Source organism: Cupriavidus sp. F041 (assembly GCF_057814235.1).
On record NZ_JBVASY010000001.1, the window covers coordinates 761428 to 784520 of the forward strand.

General features: G+C 63.8%; 19 protein-coding genes and 2 pseudogenes. 8 read left to right on the forward strand and 13 right to left on the reverse strand.

Annotation, left to right across the window (positions count from 1 at the left end):
- Window positions 1-658 precede the first annotated feature (658 nt).
- The 4 genes from ACZY0R_RS03490 to ACZY0R_RS03505 form a co-directional block, all read right to left on the reverse strand.
- On the reverse strand, window positions 659-1048 hold the full coding sequence (locus tag ACZY0R_RS03490) for a hypothetical protein (RefSeq protein ID WP_488857141.1): 390 nt from the start codon (window positions 1046-1048) through the stop codon (window positions 659-661).
- A gap of 228 nt (window positions 1049-1276) precedes the next feature.
- Window positions 1277-1627: a type II toxin-antitoxin system ChpB family toxin gene (locus ACZY0R_RS03495; RefSeq protein WP_488857142.1), complete on the reverse strand. Its 351-nt coding sequence runs from the start codon at window positions 1625-1627 to the stop codon at window positions 1277-1279.
- On the reverse strand, window positions 1621-1872 hold the full coding sequence (locus ACZY0R_RS03500) for an AbrB/MazE/SpoVT family DNA-binding domain-containing protein (RefSeq protein WP_488857143.1): 252 nt from the start codon (window positions 1870-1872) through the stop codon (window positions 1621-1623). Before ACZY0R_RS03500 ends, ACZY0R_RS03495 begins: the two co-directional genes overlap by 7 nt.
- A gap of 166 nt (window positions 1873-2038) precedes the next feature.
- Window positions 2039-2326, reverse strand: coding sequence for a tyrosine-type recombinase/integrase (locus ACZY0R_RS03505; protein WP_488857144.1), 288 nt, complete (start codon window positions 2324-2326; stop codon window positions 2039-2041).
- Between ACZY0R_RS03505 and ACZY0R_RS03510 the strand changes: the two are divergent.
- Window positions 2271-2390, forward strand: a pseudogene (locus ACZY0R_RS03510) (ABC transporter substrate-binding protein); the annotation flags it as partial. The gene ACZY0R_RS03505 and the pseudogene ACZY0R_RS03510 overlap by 56 nt on opposite strands.
- Before the next feature lie 200 nt (window positions 2391-2590).
- A pseudogene (locus tag ACZY0R_RS03515) lies at window positions 2591-2775 on the forward strand (IS3-like element ISBvi3 family transposase); the annotation flags it as partial.
- A gap of 190 nt (window positions 2776-2965) precedes the next feature.
- Here ACZY0R_RS03515 and gltA read toward each other — a convergent pair.
- The 5 genes from gltA to ACZY0R_RS03540 form a co-directional block, all read right to left on the reverse strand.
- Complete coding sequence (gltA, locus tag ACZY0R_RS03520; RefSeq protein WP_488857145.1) at window positions 2966-4267, reverse strand: citrate synthase; 1302 nt, start codon at window positions 4265-4267, stop codon at window positions 2966-2968.
- Between the two features lie 616 nt (window positions 4268-4883).
- Window positions 4884-6554, reverse strand: coding sequence for a PHA/PHB synthase family protein (locus tag ACZY0R_RS03525; protein ID WP_488857146.1), 1671 nt, complete (start codon window positions 6552-6554; stop codon window positions 4884-4886).
- Between the two features lie 64 nt (window positions 6555-6618).
- Entirely contained in the window at window positions 6619-7059 is a 441-nt protein-coding gene (locus tag ACZY0R_RS03530; RefSeq protein WP_045242761.1) for a MaoC family dehydratase, read from the reverse strand.
- Window positions 7060-7524: 465 nt separating this feature from the next.
- Complete coding sequence (locus ACZY0R_RS03535; RefSeq protein ID WP_488859489.1) at window positions 7525-8664, reverse strand: extracellular catalytic domain type 1 short-chain-length polyhydroxyalkanoate depolymerase; 1140 nt, start codon at window positions 8662-8664, stop codon at window positions 7525-7527.
- A 63-nt stretch (window positions 8665-8727) separates the two neighbouring features.
- Window positions 8728-9159, reverse strand: coding sequence for a CopG family transcriptional regulator (locus ACZY0R_RS03540; RefSeq protein ID WP_447432382.1), 432 nt, complete (start codon window positions 9157-9159; stop codon window positions 8728-8730).
- Between the two features lie 350 nt (window positions 9160-9509).
- Here ACZY0R_RS03540 and ACZY0R_RS03545 point away from each other — a divergent pair, with 350 nt between their 5' ends.
- From ACZY0R_RS03545 to ACZY0R_RS03560, 4 genes are all read left to right on the forward strand, one after another.
- The gene (locus tag ACZY0R_RS03545) at window positions 9510-9878 is read left to right on the forward strand and encodes a hypothetical protein (protein WP_045242756.1); all 369 of its coding nucleotides are present in this window, start codon (window positions 9510-9512) and stop codon (window positions 9876-9878) included.
- Window positions 9879-10078: 200 nt separating this feature from the next.
- On the forward strand, window positions 10079-10483 hold the full coding sequence (locus tag ACZY0R_RS03550; RefSeq protein WP_488857148.1) for an Hsp20/alpha crystallin family protein: 405 nt from the start codon (window positions 10079-10081) through the stop codon (window positions 10481-10483).
- 89 nt (window positions 10484-10572) lie between these two features.
- The gene (lon, locus tag ACZY0R_RS03555) at window positions 10573-13014 is read left to right on the forward strand and encodes an endopeptidase La (protein WP_488857149.1); all 2442 of its coding nucleotides are present in this window, start codon (window positions 10573-10575) and stop codon (window positions 13012-13014) included.
- 381 nt (window positions 13015-13395) lie between these two features.
- A complete protein-coding gene (locus ACZY0R_RS03560) occupies window positions 13396-14145 on the forward strand; it encodes a helix-turn-helix transcriptional regulator (RefSeq protein WP_488857150.1) in 750 nt (249 codons plus the stop codon).
- A gap of 56 nt (window positions 14146-14201) precedes the next feature.
- On the opposite strand, the gene ACZY0R_RS03565 is transcribed toward ACZY0R_RS03560, so the two are convergent.
- The 4 genes from ACZY0R_RS03565 to gabT form a co-directional block, all read right to left on the reverse strand.
- Window positions 14202-15701: an aldehyde dehydrogenase gene (locus ACZY0R_RS03565; protein ID WP_488857151.1), complete on the reverse strand. Its 1500-nt coding sequence runs from the start codon at window positions 15699-15701 to the stop codon at window positions 14202-14204.
- Between the two features lie 33 nt (window positions 15702-15734).
- The gene (locus tag ACZY0R_RS03570; RefSeq protein ID WP_488857152.1) at window positions 15735-16976 is read right to left on the reverse strand and encodes a Zn-dependent hydrolase; all 1242 of its coding nucleotides are present in this window, start codon (window positions 16974-16976) and stop codon (window positions 15735-15737) included.
- Window positions 16977-17004: 28 nt separating this feature from the next.
- Window positions 17005-18732, reverse strand: coding sequence for a thiamine pyrophosphate-binding protein (locus ACZY0R_RS03575; protein WP_488857153.1), 1728 nt, complete (start codon window positions 18730-18732; stop codon window positions 17005-17007).
- A 91-nt stretch (window positions 18733-18823) separates the two neighbouring features.
- A complete protein-coding gene (gabT, locus tag ACZY0R_RS03580) occupies window positions 18824-20086 on the reverse strand; it encodes a 4-aminobutyrate--2-oxoglutarate transaminase (RefSeq protein WP_488857154.1) in 1263 nt (420 codons plus the stop codon).
- A gap of 486 nt (window positions 20087-20572) precedes the next feature.
- Here gabT and ACZY0R_RS03585 point away from each other — a divergent pair, with 486 nt between their 5' ends.
- Together ACZY0R_RS03585 and ACZY0R_RS03590 are read left to right on the forward strand one after the other, a co-directional pair.
- On the forward strand, window positions 20573-21346 hold the full coding sequence (locus ACZY0R_RS03585) for a FadR/GntR family transcriptional regulator (RefSeq protein WP_045242741.1): 774 nt from the start codon (window positions 20573-20575) through the stop codon (window positions 21344-21346).
- A 365-nt stretch (window positions 21347-21711) separates the two neighbouring features.
- A complete protein-coding gene (locus tag ACZY0R_RS03590) occupies window positions 21712-23064 on the forward strand; it encodes an MFS transporter (protein WP_488857155.1) in 1353 nt (450 codons plus the stop codon).
- Window positions 23065-23093: the final 29 nt, after the last annotated feature.

The following is a 23093-nucleotide window of genomic DNA, read 5'->3' on the forward strand; positions in this document are numbered from 1 at the left end:
AACACAAGCCTTTGATTTCGCTGGGAATCGGTCCGACCTATTCCAGATCCGACCAATTTTGCAATCCGAATCCTCATGCTGATAAGAATATCGGCTTGGGGACAGTTGGCAAAAAGCCGCTTGAAAGCGGCTTCCCTCATTGCACTGCTAGCAACCCTGTGTAGTCTCGTAGCAATCCGTGCAACCTTGGGGGGCGCTCTCGTAGAAACAGACCGTGCGCCAGCCATCCACGCATGGCCCGTCATACGACGGGTAGTTCAGCTGGATACTTCCGCTTGTGCCCTTCTTCGCAAGTTCCTACTGAATTTGCGCCACCTTTTCAGGGGGCACTTTTCTCCAACCCATGGCAAGTGCTTCACTGGGCGATTTCGGTGTGTCCATCATTGTCTCCTTCACCGCAAACAATTTGCGGTAAGAAGACCATAGTCGTTGCAAGGTTCGAGCGCCCGCAGACGGCGTCGGCGCTACTTCTGCTCGATGGACGCTAGCGCATAGTTACCCGGCATGCTCACCAATTGTGAGTGTGCCGTTGCCGCGATCAGCATGACGGACAACGCGACTACCAACGTCTTCATGTGCTCGTTCCTCTTCCTGTTTACAGTGACTCCACCACGGAGCGGATATCGTGCAGGTCCTTGGTGTTACCGGTCGAATTTTCTTACTCGGATACCTGACCTGCGGTCTCGTTGCGATATTCGGGGGGCAGCCTACCGATGGCACGCGAAGCCGCAACAACAATGCCACAGCCAATCAAGGCAATCCCAAGAATCAATTGCAGGCCTGCAACGGGAATACTGGCACGCAGTTGGAACGCAGCGAAGAAGGAGACTACGCCGTTCAGCCCATACAGAAGAGCAAGTAGGTTTCGTGCTCCCGCGCTTCCCCGAAGCACATTAGCGAAGAACAGGCCAAAGACCGCCACTGTACCGAAGAACCTTGGTAACGAATTCCCAGCCAGCAAACCGGCGACTAGTAGGCCCAGTGTCAGGGCCGCGACCATCAGCAGTTGCGAGGCTGCGGTCGGCAACGTGGTGTGAGCCTTGTTCATCGGATCTTCCAAACTTTCCGGGTTGTTAGCGTGGGCGCCGCATCACTACAAAACCCGGATCGCAGTGATCGCGACCCGCGTCCTTGGCTTCCTCTTCGGTGTCAAACGTGCCTGCATCGGCCAAGTTAGCCGTGCAGCCGACGTCTCCATCCTTTGGGCAGAGATAGTCGTCTCCAGTGCGGACGATCCAGCCCCGGTGCGTGCTTGTCGCTTCCATCGCTTTTCCAATCAGTCCAAAATCGTTTGCAACCGGGCTAGGGCATCGTCTATGACTTCGGCCGGTGCTCGCTCGATCTTCTTCGCTCCGCGTGCTTCGAGGTCGAGTGTGCGAACCATGTTCACCAGCGCAACTCCTTGCGTTTCGATGCCAGAACCGGACATTGGCACGGCGAAGCCGGCGAATCGAGCGAATTCACCGCCTTGGGTGATTGGCGCAACCAGCGCGACGCCAAGAGCGTTGAACGCAGCAGGGGACAGCACCAAGGCGGGCCGAAAATCGCCCTGCTGTTCACGGCCTTCGGTCGGGTTCAGGTTGACGCGTACTATGTCGCCGCGCTCAAACTTGGCTCGCCTCACCATGCTTCGCGGCCCACAGGCTTAGCCTCGCGCCACACCCCCAGATCTGCCGGCATTGCAGCGTTCGGATCGCACTGCGCCACCAGATCCGCCAGGGCATACTTGTGCTTCGCAGGCTTGAGCATGACACCTTCCGGTCGTACATCCACAGCGAGCTTGTCGCCCAACGCAACCTTGAGTTGATCGAGGAGCGCGCTAGGCAGGCGCACTGCGGCGCTATTGCCCCATTTCTGAATCGAGAGTTCCATAATTCACCTCCTAATGTTTATCCATTGTAGATACTTGGTCCTAGCACGGTCAAGCAGTTCGTTTCTACAATGTAGCAACTCTAGGTGCTCATCAGATCACCACCAGAAACACAGGGGACTTAGTGTTATCGGCCAACTGGCCTGTTCACTTAAGCCCGTGCGGCCCTCAAATCACCTGCTCGATTGCCTCCCACATGGCCCGATGGCTCACGTCCAGGTATGGGGAGACATGATCCAGCTCGGCATGCCCAAGTAGGGCCTGGACGGTTTCCAGCGAGTGTCCTTGCGCCAGCAAGCGACGGGCGAAGGTGCGCCGCCCGGAGTGGCTGCTGTAGCCTTTGACGAAGCCGGCTGCGCGGCACAGGCCCGTAACGTAGCTCTGTATGCTGTCTGTCGCAAGATGCTCAACCGAGGCGCGCGTCAAGGGCGCAACGCTTCCCGCGATCACGATCATTCCTTCCGTGCTGGTCACCAAGCACAACGCCTCGAAGTACTACTTCCCGGATTCGCCGTACTGAGAACATCCCCCCGCGCTGCGGCCTGAGCGCTCAGGCCGCAAACACGTCATCATCAGCCGGGCACGATGCACGCCAAGGACGCTGCTAGAGGCTGCTCCGCCCGGCGTCATGGCCAACGAGATGCCACACCCTGGACACCCACCTTCCAGCCTGCATGGCAAGGGACGACCGCACCGCCAACAGTCCCCTTTGTCGTCCTCGCCGCGCAGGCAGTCGGGGCGGCCCCGAGTGTGCCAGCGTCAAGCCGGTGTCGGGTGAGCGACCTGGAGGCCGAGAACGGCCGCCTGCGCGAGGCGACGGCGTACTTTGCGAAGGGTGCGCGGTGAAGTACGCATGGATCGACGCACACTGCGACCAGTGCAGCGTGATTCGGCTATGCCCAATCAGCTGTCGTAGCGAGATCAAGTGCGAGTAGGCGCAATGGGCATAGGCGTTACCCAACCGGGCCAAAGGCCTGCGCCGCGCTCATCTGACTGGCACCCGAGCCGGGCGCAGAACGACAACGCCCCGGCGAGCCGGGGCGTCATCTCTTGGCTACGGTACCGGCGGGTCGCACCGGGGCCGACACACTGCAATCAACGCGTGCCGATATCCGGTACGTTGCGGCTTGCCGCACCGTTGAACAGCTGGCGCGGACGGCCGATCTTGTATTCCGGATCGGTGATCATTTCTTCCCACTGCGAGATCCAGCCCGGCGTGCGTGCCAGGGCGAAGATGCAGGTGAACAGCGACGTCGGGATGCCCAGCGCGCGCTGCACGATGCCCGAGTAGAAGTCCACGTTCGGGTACAGCTTGCGGCTGACGAAGTACTCGTCTTCCAGCGCGATCTTTTCCAGTTCCATGGCGAGCTTGAACAGCGGGTCGTTGTGCAGGCCCAGTTCGTTCAGCACTTCATAGCAGGTTTCGCGCATCAGCTTGGCACGCGGGTCGTAGTTCTTGTACACGCGGTGGCCAAAGCCCATCAGGCGCACGCCCGAGTTCGTGTCCTTGACCTGCTTGATGAACTCGGTGATGTTGTCGACGCTGCCGATTTCCTCAAGCATCTTGAGGGCGGCTTCGTTGGCGCCACCGTGAGCCGGGCCCCACAGGCAAGCCACGCCGGCGGCGATGGCGGCAAACGGGTTGGTACCCGAGGAGCCGGCCAGGCGCACCGTCGAGGTGGAGGCGTTCTGCTCGTGGTCGGCGTGCAGGATGAAGATGCGGTCGAGCGCGCGCTCGAGCACCGGGTTCACCTTGTACGGGGCGCACGGCGTGGAGAACATCATCTGCATGAAGTTGCCCGAGTAGGACCGGTCGTTCTGCGGATAGATGTACGGCTGGCCGATGTTGTACTTGTAGGCCATGGCGACCAGGGTCGGCATCTTGGCGATCAGGCGGATCGCGGAGATTTCGCGCTGGTGCGGATCATCGATGTCCATGGCGTCGTGGTAGAACGCGCTCATGGCACCCACCAGGCCCGTCAGGACGGCCATCGGGTGGGCATCGCGGCGGAAGCCGCGCAGGAAAAACTGCATCTGCTCGTGAACCATGGTGTGGTTCATCACGGCACCGACGAATTCTTCCTTCTGCTTGGCGTTGGGCAGTTCGCCCTTGAGCAGCAGGTAGCAGGTTTCCAGGTGGTCGCACTTGGTCGCCAGCTGCTCGATCGGGTAGCCGCGGTACAGCAGCTCGCCCTTGTCGCCGTCGATATAGGTGATCTTCGAATTGCACGAAGCCGTCGACATGAAACCGGGGTCATAGGTGAACTTGCCGGTTTGTCCGTAAAGCTTGCGAATATCGATTACGTCGGGGCCAACGGTACCCGTATAAATCGGCAGCTCAACGCTGGGGGAACCATCGGAAAACGATAGCGTGGCTTTGATTTCGGTCGGCGTCATTTCTGTTCCTTAAATAGGTGAATAGCCAAATCGCTTCAATTCCGACAACGCACAGCGGCGCGATACACCGCTGCATCGTGGTGCAGTATCAAGCACAACCTCTCGTTCCGTGCGGGCGAGCAGTCCGGTTAGTGAAGCGGCGTCCACCCCAAACGAGGCGAGCCTCGTGACTGTTGACGCGGCGTTCGAAAGCTCCCGTTCGCCTGAAGCCCAGTCTGCGCGTGCCAGCGAAACCGCGTGCGCCTGTACGCATCAGCCCGGCCAGGGAAATTTGGCACGAGTGTTCGACGTAGCCAGCCGCTTGGTGACCGGATCCGTGCCGAAAGAACAGCTTGGCTACGAAGTGTAGCTAGTCAAATCACATTCCGAATATGATTTAAAATTGCGAACGCCATTCCAATTATTCATAGATGAACAAATGGACTTGCGCCGTGACCTGCTTGGGGTCAGCCCCGGCCTCCTTCAAGGCCAGTGCCATCTGGCTTGCAAACGCACCCATTGGCCAAGCTGACTGAGATACTACGGTCGGCGCAGCTCGGGCCACTCTATTGCGCCCGATACAGGAGGCGCACCTCCTGCCTGTGTGAATCACCCGGCTCCAGACTGGGATGCGCGGTCAGTCGGCGCGCACGCTGACATAACGGCCAGGAGCGGGCTCGATTGGCTCGAACGTGTCGCTCCCCAATCTGGACGGCGCCGCAACCTGCTTGCCGGCATAGCGTTTCAGCCAGGCAGCCCAATGAACCCACCAGCTCCCCGGCGTGGACGTCGCTGAAGCCAGCCAGCCGTCCGCATCGACGCATTGCTCGCCGGCACGCCAGTAGCCACGCTTTTGCTTCGATGCCGGATTGATAACACCCGCGATATGTCCGCTCTCGCCAAGAACAAACTCCGACTTTCCGCCCAGTAGCTGAACGCTGCGATAGGCAGACTGCCAGGGAACGATGTGATCATCCTTCGTTGCAAGGATATAGTTGGGTACGTTAATGCGGCCCAGGTCCATCGGATGCCCGCAAACGGTCAATTGCCCCGGCTCGCGCAGCTTGTTCTCCAGGTACATATTGCGCAAGTACCATGCATACATGGGCCCGGCCAGGTTCGTGGCGTCGGCGTTCCAGTAAAGCAGGTCGAAGGCGCCCGGCGCTTGCCCTTTCAGGTAGTTGCCGACGAAGTAGGGCCAGATCAGGTCATTCGGGCGCAACATCTGGAAGACAAACGCCAACTCCTTGCCGGGATAGATGCCATCGCGCCCGATAGTCTGCTCGCGTTGCGCAACCGTCGGCTCATCGATGAACACGCCAAGTTCGCCTGGCTCGCTGAAATCCAGCATGGTCGTCAGCAGCGTCATGCTGGCCACCGTCTTTTTACCTCGGGCCTGCTGCACGCCCAAGGCTGAAGTCAGTAGCGTACCGCCGACGCACCAGCCCAGCGCGTTCACCTGAGCCGCGCCACTGATGGCCTGGCTGACTTCCAGCGCCTTCAATACGCCTTGCTCAACGTAGTCGTCCCATGTCGTCTCACTCATGTCCGCTTGCGGATTGCGCCACGATACCAGGAACACGGTCTGCCCCTGCTCGCAGGCAAAGCGCACGAATGAGTTCTCCGGCTGGAGGTCTAGAATGTAGAACTTGTTGATGCACGGAGGCACGATGACCAGCGGCCGCGAGGCAACCTTATCGGTCAGCGGCTTGTACTGGATCAGCTGCATCAATTCACACTCGAAGACAACGGCCCCCTCGGACGTGGCCACATTGCGGCCTACCTCAAAGGCGGATTCGTCCGTGATTGCGATGCGGCCTCGCCGCGCGTCTTCGACGTAGTTGGCAAGTCCGGAAACGAGGCTTCCGCCCCGGGATTCCAATGCCAGCTGAATGGCTTCCGGATTCGTGCCAAGAAAATTGGCGGGGCTCAAGGATTCAATGTACTGGCCGACAAGGAATCTCAGCCTGCTCTTGTCATCCTCCTCGAGACCGATTGTTTCAGTGATCTCCGAGAGAGTTCTGGCGTTATTCAGGTAGCTTTTCTTGAGAAAGCGGTACCACGGATTGCGATTCCATTGGTCCGCGGCGAAGCGTCGATCCGGCTTGTCCCCGCCCGTCTCTTCGCTCCATACCGACCTCATCACGGCTGCCTGCCCTTCCAGATGACGCAGATTGGAGCGCAGCAGGCCCGAAACATCCATACCGCAGGACAAGAACCTCTGCCCGGCCATATATTCGGCCGTTTTTTTAAATGGAGCAGAATATGCCTGGAGCAATTTATCTGAAAATTCTAATGGAAGAGACACGCCGTTCTCCGTAAATTTAGTCGAATTTGAGATTGGAGCTGGCTAACCAGCCAGCTCCGCGGCATTACTGGACCCTGCGCGCCAACGACGTCGGCATCACCAGCGCATCCCCGTCCACCACGACCTTGTCTTGCACCGTACAGACCGTAGTCAGCGAGACGCGCTGCTTCCCCGGCTGCAACTCCTTGACGGTCACGGTAACCTTGACTGTTTCCCCTGGCCTTACGGGCGCTTTGAAGCGAACGTTCTGGCTCAGATAGATCGTCCCAGGCCCCGGCAAGCGTCCGGCAATGGCTGCCGAGATCACGCTGGCGGTCAGCATGCCGTGGGCGATGCATCCGCCGAACTGGGTCGTCCGGGCGAATTCCTCGTCAAGGTGCACGGCATTGTTGTCGCCGGAAGCGGCCGCAAAGAGTGCGATATCCGCTTCTGTGATGGTTCTGTCGAAGGTGGCGCTCATCCCGAGTTCCAGGTCTTCATAGTCATAGCCATTCAGTGCGTTCATTACGTTTCCTGGTGTTTTCTGGTAGTAGTTGAATCCGTCTCGCCCTGACAGTGACAAGCTCGCAGGGACGCACATGCGCTGCCGGGGCTTCGCAGCCCCGGTCCGTGGCAATATGGGTTTCCATCTTCGAGGCCTGGGGTGAGGTGAGCGCGATGCCTGAGGAAAGGCCCTGCGATGACCGATTGCGCTCACGCCGGCAGCACGGTGCCGAAATTTCCAATGGCGAAGCTTAAGGCCGGCTCGATAACTACCTAAAACGGTTTTTCCCGCTGACAATTATCGAAAAAAACGATTGATTCCAACGATGGGCATGTATCGTAACTTGCGTCTTCCTCCCCCCCGCTCCGAGGGGGGGAACGGCGTCGCTCACAGCCATACAATGGGAAGAGCCGGTGGCCGGAAGTCGCGGATGGCGATGATGAGGGCTAGGACCGCGCGGGCCGGACGCGCGGCGATGCCGCCGGATTACGGCCGCAGCGGATGTGCAAGAAAGAAGCGCACCATCTCGGCGCTGGCGTCGGGCCCGCTGTCATCGGTGTACGTCCCGCGCGAACTGCCTCCCGCCCATGCGTGAGGCGCCCCGTGGATGAGCCAGTATTCCGCGTCGATGCCTTCGGGCGATGTCAGTTGCCGGTGTGTGAACGTGCGCCCGCCCCGGCTGCGCTGCTGCTTGTCCCGGCGCGTACCACCCTGGAAATCACGCAGCAGGCGCTCGCCGTTGGACACATGCACCGTGGCGTCGGCATCGCCGTGAAACACGATGAGGGGCCGCGACGGCGAGACAGCACCGTTGCCCCGGGGCGCGGTTCGCGCTTTCTCCATCAGCTTCGCGGCCAGGTTCCCGCCCTTCATCGCAGCCAGTGCCGATGGCAGGTCGTGCGCGCTGCCGAAAGGCAAGCCGGAATGAATCCCCGCCGCGGCATACAGCTCGGGATGCGTCTGCACCATCACCGCAGCCATGGCGCCGCCGGCGGACAAGCCGGCCACGTACACGCGATCCGCGTCGACCGGGTGGTTCGCCATGACTTCCCGCGTGATGCCCGCGATCAGCGCTGGCTCGCCCTGGTTGCGGTGCTGGTCGCCCGGCTTGAACCAGTTCCAGCATTTGGACGGGTTGGCCGTCATCGGCTGGATGGGATACGCGACCAGGAAGCCGTGCCGCTCGGCGAGCGCATTCATGCGCGTGCCCGCCGCGAAATCATCAGCGTCCTGCGTGCACCCGTGCAGCATCACGACCAGCGGCAGCGGCTGGCCATCGTAGCCGCCAGGCACGTAGAGCTTGTAGGCACGCTCGCCGGCGTGACTGGCGTAATGCCTTGTAGTGAAGTGCCCGGAGTCCTGCACGCCGGGCCGCTGCGCCGGCTTCGGTTCCCGCCGGGGCTGCGTGCGCGCCTCGCCGGTTTTGGCGGCAGGACGTTCCGCGCCCGCTGCCGGCGCCGTGCGCGGCAGCAGCGCCTCGACGACTTGCGCAGGCTGGAAACCGGCGGCGGCGCCGCTATCGCGCAGCGCGCGCTGTATGACTTCGGTGGCCTCCAGCGGACCGGCCGTGCGCAACAGCGCCATGGCTTCGTGCATGGAAGCCAGGAATGCTTCGTTCATTTTCATCATGGTGTCCTTCGAGGGGCGTGCAGGAGCAGCCTGCAGTGGAGCCTCCGGTGATTGCCGGGCTCAGCGGATGCGCCCGGCCAGCGCCGCCTTGACCGCGGCGGAGGCATGGAAAGCGCCCAGTACGACAATCGACTGAATCGTGGCCAGGGCCAGTTCGGGCGTGACGTCGGCGGCGATGCTGGCAAGGCCCAGCACATGAATGTCCAGACGCTGCCGTGCCGCTTGCGCGGCCTCCAGGTCCTGCCGGGAAAAATGCTGCAGGCCGAGTACCAGCGCGCGCCGCGTCACGGTCTCGCTGACGGCCTGCGCATGGATCGCAAGCTGGTTGCGGATCGCGGTACGGATCAGGTCGGTACGGTTCGAGTAAAAGCCTTCCTCGACCAGCAGGTCGATCTGGCCGAGGTCGACGGGGCCGAGATTGATCGTGATCTTCTCGGTCTCGCCGCCTTTGGGCCGGGGAGGTGCTGCAAGTGCTCTTTGTTGCTCGTCCATTGCGATCCGCCATCCAAATACCATCCAATGGGATGGTTATAGGATGGAATACGGTCCCGGTCAAGCAGGGATACTGCTTTGTGACGTCCTAGGCTGAATGGGCTTCGCTCCGGCTGGCAGGCAGCGAATTCAAGGGCTTCCCGGCGGCATATGAAATCTTTCACCCGGAGGTGGGGAGGAAACGGTTCCCCGGTATGCTCACTCGAAAATGCCGGAACCGGGGGCGGGCAATGCACTCCGGGGCCTCCTCTGTGTCCGCCCTGCCAGGCCATTTCAGGATCCATATGCACTTCCCTACCTTTGCCAAGTGCGTCAACCGATGGTCCCGCCATGCAGGACACAGGATTGCCATGGCAAGTTGCGCGGCAGCGCTAGCGCTGATAGCCGGCTGCGCGCCGGACTCGGTCCGCAATATCGAGGCGCAAGGCTTCGACGCGTACCTGGATAGCCTGAACCGGAGTTGCCCGAACCTGATGATCGGCAACAACAATGTGAGCGAGTGGCTGCGCACCGACGGCAGCCAGGGCGACAGCGACTATGTCTACTGGCTCGACCAGACCTCGCGCCTTTACTACCACCGCATTACACCCGCGCAGTACCGCGACTCGGTCATCGGCGGGCTGGGGCAGGGCAAGTCGGACACGCGCGCGGTGGACTGCATCATCGGCAGCCTGCCTGCGCAGCGCCCGACGAGCCCGGCCAGCGACAAGCGGCCGTAGTTTCCGCTCAGCGGGTTGCGCCGCTTCCGGACACCGCAAGGAAACCGGATTGCGGCGCATACACCCGATGCCCGGATAGTGATCCAGCCGGCAGGCCGCCCTCGGGACTCGACCCAAAAAGCCAATTGACAATGCCGCCCCCGTGGCATTTGATGAAGCGTCAGCCATGCCTGTTCCAAGGGTGAGCGAGGAGCCCGGCTATGCCAAGCGGCCGCAACATGACAACGTGGGAAACCGCGCTGCAGGCAGTCGAGCGTGCCGAGCGCTTGCATCGCCAGTTCTTTCGCCCGGCCGGCCAGCTTGGCCTGCGCCCGGTGTGGGAGCCGCCCGTGGAAATCTTCGAGCATGGCAAGCAGATCGCCGTCGTGGTGGCGCTGCCCGGCGTGAAGCCAGAGTGCATCGACATCGGGCTGGATGCCAACACGCTCAGCATCCGTGCCGAACGAGCGCTGCACCGCGCCTTCGCCGGCGGTACCGTGCACTGCCTTGAGATTCCCTATGGCCGCTTTGAGCGGCACATCCAGCTTCCTCCCGGGCGCTACGGCATGCAGCAGAGCGAATCCGTGGATGGCTGTCTCGTGCTGATCCTCGAGAGATCGGAGTAGGCGGGACCTGCGCGAAGCCGACTTTGCGCGCTGCCGAATTTTTTCGCGAAGACCTGGCGACACGCGCCCGGCCTGCAGGAGACACGACCATGAGCACCGATGTCGGAGGCGAATCCGCCTTGACCAGGCAGAGTGGGGAGATTGCGCAAAGCGTGGAACAAGGCAGCGTTGCGCAAGCTACCGAAGCGGCCGACGGCGGCTCGGCGTCCGCGCTGCCGCCCGATGGACTCATCCTGCTCCCGGTCCGCAATATCGTCCTCTTCCCCGGCCTGGCAATCCCGCTGGCAATTGGACGCGAGCGCGCGAAGGCAGGCGTGAGCGCGGCCGTACTGGGCCAGCTCCCGCTCGGGGTGGTGCTCCAGCGTGACCCGCAGGCCGAAGATCCGGAACTCGATGCGCTCTATGGCATGGGCACCGTGGCAAATGTGCTGCGCTATGTGACCAGCCCGGATGGGACCCATCACCTGGTTTGCCAGGGCGCCCAGCGCTTCCGGCTGCTCGAACCACTGACCGGCTACCCCTTTCTGGCCGCCCGGGTGGAGATGCTTGCCGAACCCACGCAGCGCGACCCGAACATCGAAGCACGCGCGCTGGTCCTGAAGGAACGCGCGGCGGACATGTTCGCGCTGCTGCCAGGCACCCCGGCGGAATTGCCCGGTTCCCTGCAGGCGATCGAGTCGCCCGGCTTGCTGGCGGACACGCTGGCCGGGCTGGTCGACATCGCGCTGGAGCGCAAGCAGGAGATCCTCGAAACGCTTGAGCTGTGCAAGCGGCTGGACCGGGTGACGGATGCCGTGGCGGCGCACATCGAAGTGCTGCGCCTGTCCCGCGAGATCGCGGAACAAACCCGCGGCAGGCTGGACCAGCGCCAGCGCGAGATGATGCTGCGCGAACAGCTCAAGACCATCCAGCACGAACTGGGCGAGAACACGGAGAGCCACGAGGAGATCCGCAAGCTGGCCGCAGCGATCGCCGCCGCCGGCATGCCGCCCGAGGTCGAATCGCATGCGCGCAAGGAACTGGCCCGGCTGGAACGGATGCCGGAAGCCTCCGGCGAGTACTCGATCAGCATCAGCTACCTTGAATGGCTGACCGAGATGCCGTGGCGCCTTCCCGATGAGAAGCCCATCGATATCGCGCGGGCGCGCCAGATCCTTGACGACGAACACTACGGGCTGAACAAGATCAAGCGCCGCATCCTGGAGTATCTCGGCGTCAGGAAGCTGAATCCGCACGGCAAGGGCCCGATCCTTTGCTTCGTCGGGCCGCCCGGCGTGGGCAAGACCTCGCTTGGTCAGAGCATCGCGCGGGCGATGGAGCGGCCTTTCGTGCGGGTGAGCCTGGGCGGCCTGCATGATGAGTCGGAACTGCGCGGCCATCGGCGCACTTATATCGGTGCGATGCCAGGCAACATCATCCAGGCAATCCGCAAGGCCGGCGCGCGCAACTGCGTGATGCTGCTCGACGAACTCGACAAGCTTGGCCAGGGCGTGCACGGCGATCCGGCAGCCGCCATGCTCGAAATCCTGGATCCCGGCCAGAACGCGAGTTTTCGCGATAACTACCTGGGCGTGACCTTCGACCTGTCGGCCATTGTCTTCATTGCCACCGCGAACCAGTTGGAAACCATCCCGGGCCCCCTGCGCGATCGCATGGAAATGCTGGAACTGGCCGGCTACACAGAGGCCGAGAAGGCGCAGATCGCGCGGCGCTATCTGCTGCCCCGCCAGCTCGAAGCGTGCGGCCTGGCGCCGGCGCAATGCGAACTGACCGAGGAGGCCTTGGCCGTCATCATCCGCGACTACACGCGCGAGGCCGGCGTGCGCAGTCTCGAACGGCAGATCGGCGCGGTCCTGCGCCATGTGGCAATGCTGGTGGCCGAGGATCCGGCCATCCGCAAACGCATCGGGCCTGACGACCTGCCGTCCATCCTGGGGCATCGCCGCTTCGAGAGCGAATCGGCTTTGCGCACCAGCCTGCCGGGCGTGGCAACCAGCCTGGCATGGACCCCGGTTGGCGGCGACCTGCTTTTCATCGAGGCGGGCAGCACGCCGGGCGGCGGCAGGCTGCTGCTCACCGGCCAGCTTGGCGAGGTGATGAAGGAAAGCGCGCAGGCGGCGCTGACCCTGGTCAAATCGCGCTGCGAGTCCCTGCACATCGATTGCGGCCGCTTCGACAAGCACGACATTCATGTCCACGTGCCCGCCGGCGCCGTTCCCAAGGATGGGCCCAGCGCCGGCGTAGCCATGTTCATCGCCATGGCCTCGCTGCTGATGGGCCGGCCGGTGCGCAGCGACTGCGCCATGACCGGCGAGATCAGCCTGCGCGGCATCGTGCTGCCGGTCGGCGGCATCAAGGAGAAGGTGCTGGCTGCCCTGCGCGGCGGTATCAAGACCGTGCTGCTGCCCGCGCGCAACGCCCCCGACCTTGATGACCTGCCGGCGGACGCGCGCAGCCAGTTGCGTTTCGTGATGCTGGATACGGTGGATGACGCGCTGGGCGAGGTGCTGGAAAAGGAAAGCGGAGGCTAAGCCCGGAGGGTCCGCCGCAGGTGCGGGAATCCGGACCTGTGCGTCGGCTGGGGCAACTCCGTCAGCAAGATCGCAACGCGGTGCCAGGAGGAGGCGGCACCGGCGCGAAACGGATGCCGATGAACAGGTTGTAGTTTCAGCGCCGCAACAACAATTCCTTGATTTCGTTATATTCCGCACATAAGATCACCCGGAACAAGAAAAAAAATCAAATATCCGGGCAGGCGTCCATGACGCAGTACCACCCTGGCGGCACAGCCGGGATGGGGGGTCGAAATCCGAAGAGTGGCGGGTGCTGCAATAGCGCTGATCCGCGCTGGCGGCGCCGCGCCTGCTTGTGGGTTCAGCCTGCTCCATTGCATCTGTACGGGGAGGTAAGGCATGAACGCGCTGCTCGTCGAAAGCCATCCGTTGCTCCGCATCGCCATGCTCACGCTGTTGAAGCGCGTTGCGGGCATCGATCACGTCCTTGCCATCGACCCCACGGAAATCCCCGCCCCTTGCCATGCCGGGGACGACGTTGACCTGATTGTCTTCGGCATGCCCGGCAATCCGGACACGGGCTGGCAGTGGCTCGGCGTGGTACGCAGGATATGGCCGGCACCGCGCTTGCTGTTGCTTTCCGATACCGTTCCCCTGGAATTGCCCCAGGGCGCGATCACGACGGGTTTCTGCGGCTGTCTCGCGAAATCGGCGCCGCTCGACGTGATCGAGTCGGCCGTCCGGCGTATCGCCACCGCTCATCCGATGCAATCCGGCATTGGACAGCTTCCACTGTTCCCGGCCCTGCCCGCGGCGAAGCAGGCATCGCAACCCGCCGTTGGCGGTGAACAGCCCGGTGCAGAGGCGATGCTGCTGGGACTGACCCAGCGCCAGTACGATGTGCTGGTATTGCTTGCCCGGGGCCATGCGTTCAAGACCGTGGGCCGCTTGCTGAATATCTCCGTGCCTACCGTCAAGACCCACGCCCGCACCATCTACAAGCTCCTGCAGGCCGGCGGGAAGGAAGAAGCCGTCTACAAGGCGCGGGAGCGGGGCCTTGACCTGGCTCGGGCGGCGCGCGGCGGCGCGGCACCGCTGGCCCTGGCCGGCGACAACGCCCCCACGATGCGGCAAGAGGACCTGATCTGAACCGGGCATCGCACCCGGTCAGCGCGGGGGAAGCCTGCGGTCCGCGCGCCGCCCTGTCATGCCAGGCTGATCCACGTCGTCTTCAGGTCCGTGTACTTGTCCAGCGCGTGCAATGACTTGTCCCGCCCCGAACCCGACTGCTTCACGCCGCCAAAGGGCACCGTCACGTCGCTGTCCATATAACAGTTGACCCAGACCAGCCCTGCCTGCAGCTTGCGCGAAACCCGGTGGGCACGGGAGAGACTGGAGGTCCAGAGCCCCGAGCCAAGGCCGTAGGGGGAATCGTTAGCCATGCGGATGGCCTCCTCTTCCGTCTCGAAGCGGCTCACCGCCAGCACCGGGCCAAAGATCTCTTCCCGCACGATGGTCAGCGACTGCGCCGGGCATTCGAAGATGGTCGGCTGCATGTAATAGCCGCCGCTGTCCGAAAGCGCGCGCTTGCCACCGGCACGCAGCCGGGCGCCTTCGTCCTCGCCGCTCCGCACGTAGGACATCACCCGCTGCAGTTGCGCGCCGTCGACGATGGCACCCATGGCGGACGCCGGATCCAGCGGGTCGCCTGGCTGCATCCGCGCGGCATGCGCTTCCAGCTTTTCCAGGAACACATCGTAGACGCCGCTCTGCACATAGAGGCGCGAGCCGGCGATGCAGATCTCGCCCTGGTTGCTGAAGATGCCGATGGCGGCCGCCTGCGCGGCGCGGTCCAGGTCCGGGCAGTCGTCGAAGACGATGTGCGGGGACTTGCCGCCGCACTCCAGCCAGACACGCTTGAGGTTCGACTGGCCGGAGTATTCCATGAATCGCTTGCCGGTCGCGGTGGACCCGGTGAAGGCAATGCAGTCCACGTCCGGATGGCGGCCCAGCGCCTGGCCCGCGGCGGCGCCAAGTCCCGGCACCACGTTGAAGACGCCCGCCGGAACGCCGGCCTCCTCGGCGAGTTCCGCCAGCCGCAGCGCGGTAAGCGGAGACTGCTCCGCCGGTTTCAGCACCACGCTGTTGCCCGCGGCCAGCGCGGGCGCTACCTTCCAGCTGGCCATCAGCAGCGGATAGTTCCAGGGAACCACCGCCGCGACCACGCCGAGCGGTTCGCGCGTGATGGTGGCCAGCACGCCAGGGCCAGTCGGCGCGATCTCGTCGTAGATCTTGTCGATGGCTTCGCCGTACCACGCGTAAGTGCGCCCGGCCTCGGGAATATCGTATTGCAGCGTTTCGGCGATGGGCTTGCCCATGTCCAGCGTTTCCAGCAGCGCCAGTTCTTCGCGATGCGTGTCGATCAGGTGCGACAGCCGAAGCAGCACGGCCTTGCGGGCGCTGCGCGGCAGGTCCGACCACACGCCTGACTGGAAAGCCTTGCGTGCCGCGGCCACGGCACGGTCGACGTCTTCGGCGCCGCAAGCCGCGACGCGGGCCAGCACCTTGCCGGTGGCGGGGTTGATGGTCTCGAAGGTGGCGCCGTCAATGGCATCGGTCCAGCGGCCATCGATATAGGCCTGCGTACGGACGGGCACCGTTTCCGCCTGCTTGCGCCAGTAGGCGAGATCTCGCAAATCGCTCATCATGCGTTCCTGTATTCGTTGTGTCCGGGCCGCTCAGGCGTTCGCCTGCGCCACCATCGCGCCCAGCAGCACATTGGCTCCGGCTTCGAGGTGCTCTGGCTTGGCGTCTTCGATTTCGTTGTGGCTGATGCCGTCCTTGCAGGGCACGAAGATCATCGCGGTCGGCGCGATGCCCGCGATATAGACGGCGTCGTGGCCGGCGCCCGTCACGATGTCCTGGTGGGTATAGCCTCTCGCGGCGGCTTCCCGGCGCACGTGGCCAATCAGTTCGGGCGCGAACGGCGTCGGCGCGAAGTACTGCACGTCCTCCACGGCCACATCCAGTGCCGCGCCGGTGGTGCTGCCATCCGCCACGGCCGCGCAGGCCGCGCGAAAGCGGGCATCCATTTCCGCAAGCCGCGCCGGATCGAGGTGGCGCAGATCCACCGTGAACTTCACCGCGCCGGGGATGACATTGCGTGACGACGGATGCACATTGACCACGCCCACCGTGCCGCGACCGTGCGGCGCGAATTCGTTGGCGATCCGGATCACGGCCTGCATCAGGAACGTGGCGCCATAGAGCGCATCCTTGCGCAGCGGCATCGGTGTGGGGCCGGCATGCGCCTCCATGCCGGTCACGGTAACGTCGTACCAGCGCAAACCCAGCGATCCGGTCACGACGCCGATCACCTTATCTTCGGCTTCCAGCACCGGACCCTGTTCGATATGGGCCTCGAAATACGCGCCGACCTCGCGGCCGACCTCGGCGTCGCCGGCGTAGCCGATGGCCGCCAGTTCATCCGCCACGCGCTTGCCTGCCACGTCCGTGGCCGATAGCGCGGTCTCCAGCGGGAAGACGCCGGCGAACACGCCGGAGCCCATCATCACCGGGACAAAGCGCGAGCCCTCCTCGTTGGTCCAGATGGCGACTTCCAGCGGGGCCTCGGTGGTGATGCCGTGGTCGTTCAGCGTGCGCAAGACTTCCAGCCCCGCCAGCACGCCATAGCAGCCGTCGAACTTGCCGCCGGTGGGTTGCGTGTCGATATGGCTGCCCGTCATGACCGGTGCGAGGCCGTTGTTGCGCCCTGCCCGGCGGCCAAAGATATTGCCGAGCTTGTCCACCGTCACGCTCAGGCCGGCGTCGCGCATCCATCCGGTCACGAGGTCGCGGCCTTGTCCGTCCAGTGCCGTCAGCGCCAGGCGCGCGTTGCCGCCCTTGGGCGTGGCACCGATCGCGGCGAGATCCATCAGCGACTTCCACAGCCGGTCGCCATTGATTGCGAGTGTCTTCATCTCTTGTCTCCTTTCGCCGTCGTGGCTGTTACCTGGCATCGGCCTGCCGGGCGAAGGCTTCCGACCGGATCTGCGACAAGGTCATGCCCGGCGCGATGCCGTCGGCGTCATAGCGCAGTTCGAGCAGGGCAGGCAGCTGCTGGCTGTTGGCGAATGCCAGCGCGCGTGCAAAGGCGGGGCCGAACTCGGCGTCGCTGGCTACAACCTCGCCGTAGCCGCGATAGGCGCGGATCAGTTCGCTGAATTCCGGATTGTCGAAACCAAGCGCCACGGTGCGGCCCGGAAACTCGCGCTCCTGATGAGCACGGATGGTGCCCCAGATGCCGTTGTTGAACACCAGCACCACAATGCCCGCCCGGTACTGCATGGCGACGCCCAGTTCCTGCAGATTCATCTGGAAGCAGCCATCGCCCGCATAGCAGATCACGGTACGCCCGGGATTCTCCAGCTTGGCGGCGATGGCGGCGGGCAGGCCGTAGCCCATCGACCCCACCGTCGGCGCCAGGCTCGTGCCGACGCCCTTGAAACGGTAGTAGGCGTGCGGGTACAAGGCGTAGTTGCCGGCGCCGACGGTGATGCAGGTGTCCTCGGGCACGTTGTCGCGAACGTGGCAGGCCGCCACATTAAGGTTGAGCGCGCCGGGCGCCGCCTTGGGCTCCTGCTCGGACAGATAGACCTGATGGGCTTCATGGCCGGCGTTGCGTGCGCCACGGGGGCCCGATGGCGCAAGCGCGCTGACCGCGGCGGCGAACGAGACAACATCGGCGGCGATCGGCAGCGTGGGATGGAACACGCGCCCGAGTTCGTTCGCGTCGGGGTACACATGGACCAGGCGCTGTTTCGGCAGCGGGCTTTCCACAACCGTATAGCCCTCGCTGGTTGCCTCGCCCATGCGCGTGCCCACGGCGATCAGCAGGTCGCTTTCCTGCACGCGCTTGCGCAGGGAGTCGGGCATGGCCCAGCCCACATGCCCGGCAAAATTGGGATGATGGTTATCGAAGCATTCCAGGCGCCGCCAGGCCACCCCGACCGGCAGCGCGAAGCGCTCGGCAAAGCCTTCCATCTGCCGGGATGCGGCCGGCGTCCAGCCGGAGCCGCCTACCAGCAGGAACGGGCGCTCGGCCTGCTCCAGCATCTGCGCGAGCGAGGCCATGGCGTCGGGGGTCGGCGCGCTGTGCGCACGGCGATAGCGCGGCACATCGGCCACGCTGGCCTTGCCCCACAGTGTGTCCTCGGGCAGGGCCAGCACGACCGGGCCGGGCCGGCCGCTGGTCGCCACCGCGAAGGCGCGCGCAATGAATTCGGGAATGCGCTCGGTGCGGTCGATCTGCGCCACCCATTTGGTCATCTGGCCGAACATGCGGCGGTAGTCGATCTCCTGGAACGCTTCGCGCTCGTAGAAGTCGTTGCCGACCTGGCCGACGAACAGGATCATGGGCGTGGAGTCCTGGTAGGCGGTATGCACGGCGATGCTGGCATTGGTCGCGCCGGGCCCGCGCGTGACGAAGCAGATGCCGGGCTCGCCGGTCAGCTTGCCGTGCGCTTCCGCCATGTAGCCGGCCCCGCTCTCCTGCCGGCAGACGATGGGCTGGATCTTGTCCTGGTGGTCATACAGCGCATCGATGCAAGGCAGGTAGCTCTCGCCCGGCACCAGGAAGACGCGCTTCACGCCCTGGATAATCAGTTGGTCGATCAGGATCTGGCCGCCGTTGCGCTCTGACAGCGCCGGCAAGGCACGGGGCGAGGGATGATTCATGTCGTGGGTTCCGTTGCGCGATCGCCGCGGCACTAACGCGGCAATCCTTCGTTTACTTGAATTCGATGTCGACTGGCTTGCTGCCTGGCGGTCACTGCAGCAGCGCGGCTTCCAGGATGCCCAGGCCTTCGTCCATCACGGCATCCGGGATGGTCAGGGGGAACAGGAAGCGAATGACATTGCCATGCACGCCGCAGGTGAGCAGCAGCAGGCCTTTCTCCAGGGCGCGGTCCTGCACTTGCCGTGTGAACTCCGGGTTGGGGCTGCCATCGGCCTTGCGGAACTCCACGGCGATCATCGCGCCAAGGCCCCGGACTTCGCCGATCGCCGTCACGCGCGATTTCAGGCCTTCGAGCTTGTCCTGCAGCCGGCGGCCCAGCACCGCGCCGCGCTCGATCAGCTTCTCGCTCTCCAGCACGTCCAGTACCGCCAGCGCCGACGCCACCGCCAGCGGATTGCCGGCGTAGTTGCCGCCCAGGCCGCCGGGGGCCGGTGCATCCATGATCTCGGCCCGCCCGCACACGGCCGACAGCGGCATGCCGCCCGCCAGGCTCTTGGCCATGGTGGTCAGGTCGGGCGCCGCGCCATAGTGCTCCATGGCGAAAAGCTTGCCGGTGCGTCCGAAACCGGTCTGCACTTCGTCGGCGATCAGCAGGATGCCGTGCTCGTCGCAGATGCCGCGCAGCGCGCGCACGAATTCCGCGGGCGCTACGTTGAAGCCGCCCTCCCCCTGGACCGGTTCGAAGATGATGGCGGCGACGCGCCTCGGATCGATATCCGTCTTGAACAGCTGCTGCAGCGCGTTGATCGAGTCCTGCACGCTCACGCCATGCAGGGCATACGGATACGGGGCGTGGAACACATCGGCCGGGAACGGGCCGAATCCCACCTTGTACGGCACGACCTTGCCGGTCAGGGCCATGCCCATCATGGTGCGCCCGTGGAAGCCGCCCGCGAAGGCGATCACGCCGGGGCGCCCGGTGGCGGCACGCGCGATCTTGATGGCGTTCTCCACCGCTTCGGCGCCGGTGGTGAAGAAGGCGGTCTTCTTGGCGAAGGCGCCTGGCGCGCGGGCATTGATCTTCTCGGCCAGCTCGATGTAGCTGGCGTAAGGCACGATCTGGTAGGCCGTGTGGGTGAAGCGCTCCATCTGCGCCTGCATGGCTTGCACCAGGCGCGGGTGGCGGTGACCGGTATTGAGCACGGCAATGCCGGCCGCGAAGTCGATATAGCGATGGCCTTCGACATCCCACAACTCCGCGTTCTCGGCGCGCTCGGCGTAGAAATTGCACATCACGCCTACGCCACGGGGCGTGGCGGCATCCTTGCGGCGTACCAGGTCTGCGTTCTTCATTGCGTGCTCCTTTGGATTTGCTTGTGCGGCCGGGGTCCTGGCCCCTTTCCGCCGTGTCTCGTGCGCTCCCCGAATCGCTTTCTTATAGTGCGATCATCGGGCGTCAACTGGTGGCCGGACCAATTCTAAAGTCCTTGCCAGAAAAATGCCAAGTAATTTCGATTATTTGACTGGTGGTCCGGCCATTTGGTGCGAATAGCTCGCGCTTCCACAAGACATTGCGCTGATACGTGCCGCGTAAGCAACTTAACCTCGAAAGGCTTGCGCCTGAAAGCAGCGCGGACGGCGACGACCTATTGCATGGCCGAGGCCTCACCGTACGCCAGGCCAGCGCATAAGCGCCCCATGAATCACTATATTGGCCGGACCACTGACCCGGATCATCCACAGACAGAGCGAAACCCGCCTACACCCTTGAATTGAGACCCTGTTTTGCGGTATTGATCTGACCACCAGTCAATTTGGAATTTGCAGCGGCGCCCACCCATGTCATCTCTTCAAGCAGTTACAGCGCAGCGCCTCTACCGCCTGATCGCGGACCAGATCGCCAAGAAAATCAGCGCCGGCGAATTCGCGCCGGGCGAGCGCCTGCCGGCCGAGCGCGAGCTTGCCGAGCAGCTCAACGTGGCACGCTCGACGTTGCGCGAGGCGTTGATTGCCCTGGAGATCGGCGGCTACATCGAAGTGCGCGTCGGCAGCGGCGTCTTCGTGCTGGAGCCCAAGGAGAACGGGATCGCTGCAGCCAATGGCGCCGAGCCCGGCATCGGAACCGCTATCGAAACCGATCTTGAAGCCGATATCGACCGCCGCCTTGGCGCGGCCCTGGAAGCCAGCCCGTTCGAACTGCTCGAGACGCGCACGCTGTTCGAGCCGGAATGCGCTGCCCTGGCGGCCCAGCACGGGACGCCGGAGCAGATCGCCGCCATCGAAGAGGCGCACCGGGGCATGAATCCCGACCAGTCGCCGGAAGCCGGGGATTTCGCCCATGACCGGGCCTTCCATGAGGCCATTGCCGCGGCCTGCGGAAATGCGGCGCTTGCGTCAGTGGTCGCCCATGTCTGGGACTTGTGCGAGGCCAGCCCCGTGTACAAGCGCCTTGACAAGCACTTTGTGGGCGCATCGGCCTGGCGCGCGGCGGTAGGCGAGCACGACCGCATCGTGACAGCCATCGTGGCCCGGGACCCGATCCGGGCGCGCCATGCCATGTCCTTCCACCTGCTGGCAATCGTTTCCCGCCTGTCAGAGGAAATCGCCGAGTAGAGCCGAGCAGACCAGCGCCGGACCCGGCAAACCGGGTCCCGGCCCTCGTCCTCATTGCCGGCTGCCATCGCGCATCCGCACAAAACCGGTGCAGACCGGCTCCCGCCCTCGCTTCGCCAGCAGCACTGACACGCACCATTCTCGCGCACCGACCTGGACAAAAAGTGCCACACCAGTATCTTTTCGCTGGCACGCGGCTTGCGTGAATGGGAAAGAGAGTGGCTTTTTACCTGAATTGGCCTGACCATCAGAACACCAGACCTAGAACAACTACCTATTACCCTGCCATTCTGGGTCGCCTACGATATATTGGCCTGACCACCAGAACACAGAAGCACTACGCCTCGCCTATCCAGGAACGCCTCATGAACACTGACCACGCCTCCACTACCCAGCCGGAAACCAGTCATCCTCCTCGCAACATGAAGAAGATCGCCGCCGCCAGCGTCATCGGCACAACAGTCGAATGGTATGACCTGTTCATCTTCGCCACGGCTTCGGCCCTGGTCTTCAACAAGGTCTTCTTCCCCGCCTTCGATCCCCTGACCGGGACCTTGCTCGCCTTCGGCACCTTTGCATCGGCCTATGTCGCCCGCATGGTCGGCGCCGCGCTGTTCGGGCATTTCGGCGACAAGGTCGGCCGCAAGTCCATGCTGCTGGTATCGCTAATCATGATGGGCTCGGCCACGTTCGCCATCGGCCTGCTACCCGACTACCGCTCGATCGGCATCTGGGCGCCCATCCTGCTGCTGACGCTGCGCGTCATCCAGGGCCTTGCGCTAGGCGGCGAATGGGGCGGCGCGGTACTGATGGCGGTGGAACATGCGCCTGCCAACCGGCGCGGCCTCTACGGCTCGTGGGTGCAGATCGGTGTTCCCGCGGGCACGCTGATCGCCAACCTGGCATTCCTGCTCAGCAATGCGGTGATGTCCAATGAGGCGCTGCTGTCCTGGGGCTGGCGCATTCCGTTCCTGGCCAGCGTATTGCTGGTCGGCGTGGGCATGTACATTCGCCTGAACACGTCGGAAACGCCGTCGTTCAGCAAGGTCAAGGCCAGTGCCGCGCAGGTAAAGATTCCCCTGGCGGAAGTGCTGACCAAATCCTGGAAGCAGGTCCTGCTGGGCGGCATCGCGACGATGTCGACGGGTACCGCCTTCAACCTGATCGTGGCGTTCGGCCTGACCTACGGCACCCAGACGCTGGGCTTCTCGCGCAACCAGATGCTGTCGATCGCGCTGATCGCCTGCGCGCTGTGCGTGGTGCTGCTGCCGCTGTTCGGCCTGCTGTCCGACAAGATCGGCCGCAAGCCGGTGATCATCGGCGGGATCCTTGCCGAGGCGCTGCTCGCCTTCCCGTTGTTCTGGCTGCTCGACACCAAGGTGTTTGCCTTTGCCCTGCTCGGCTACCTGCTGATGATGAGCGCCTTTGCGGCAAACTACGGTCCCATCGCCACCTTCCTGGCCGAGCTGTTTGGCACCAAGGTGCGCTACTCGGGCCTGTCGATCAGCTACATGCTGTCCGGGCTGCTGGGCAGCGCGGCCACGCCGATCATCACGACCGCGCTGCTGTCCGCCACGGGCCGCGGTTCGTCGGTGGCCTGGTACATGATCGGGTCCGCGCTGATTTCCGCCGTTGCGTTGTTGCTGCTGGCGGAAACCCTGCGCAAGGATGCGCCAGCGGCAAGCGCCGCGGGCAACGCCAAGGCTTCGCTGTCCTGAGTTGCGGATACCGAGGCGCCACTGCCAGA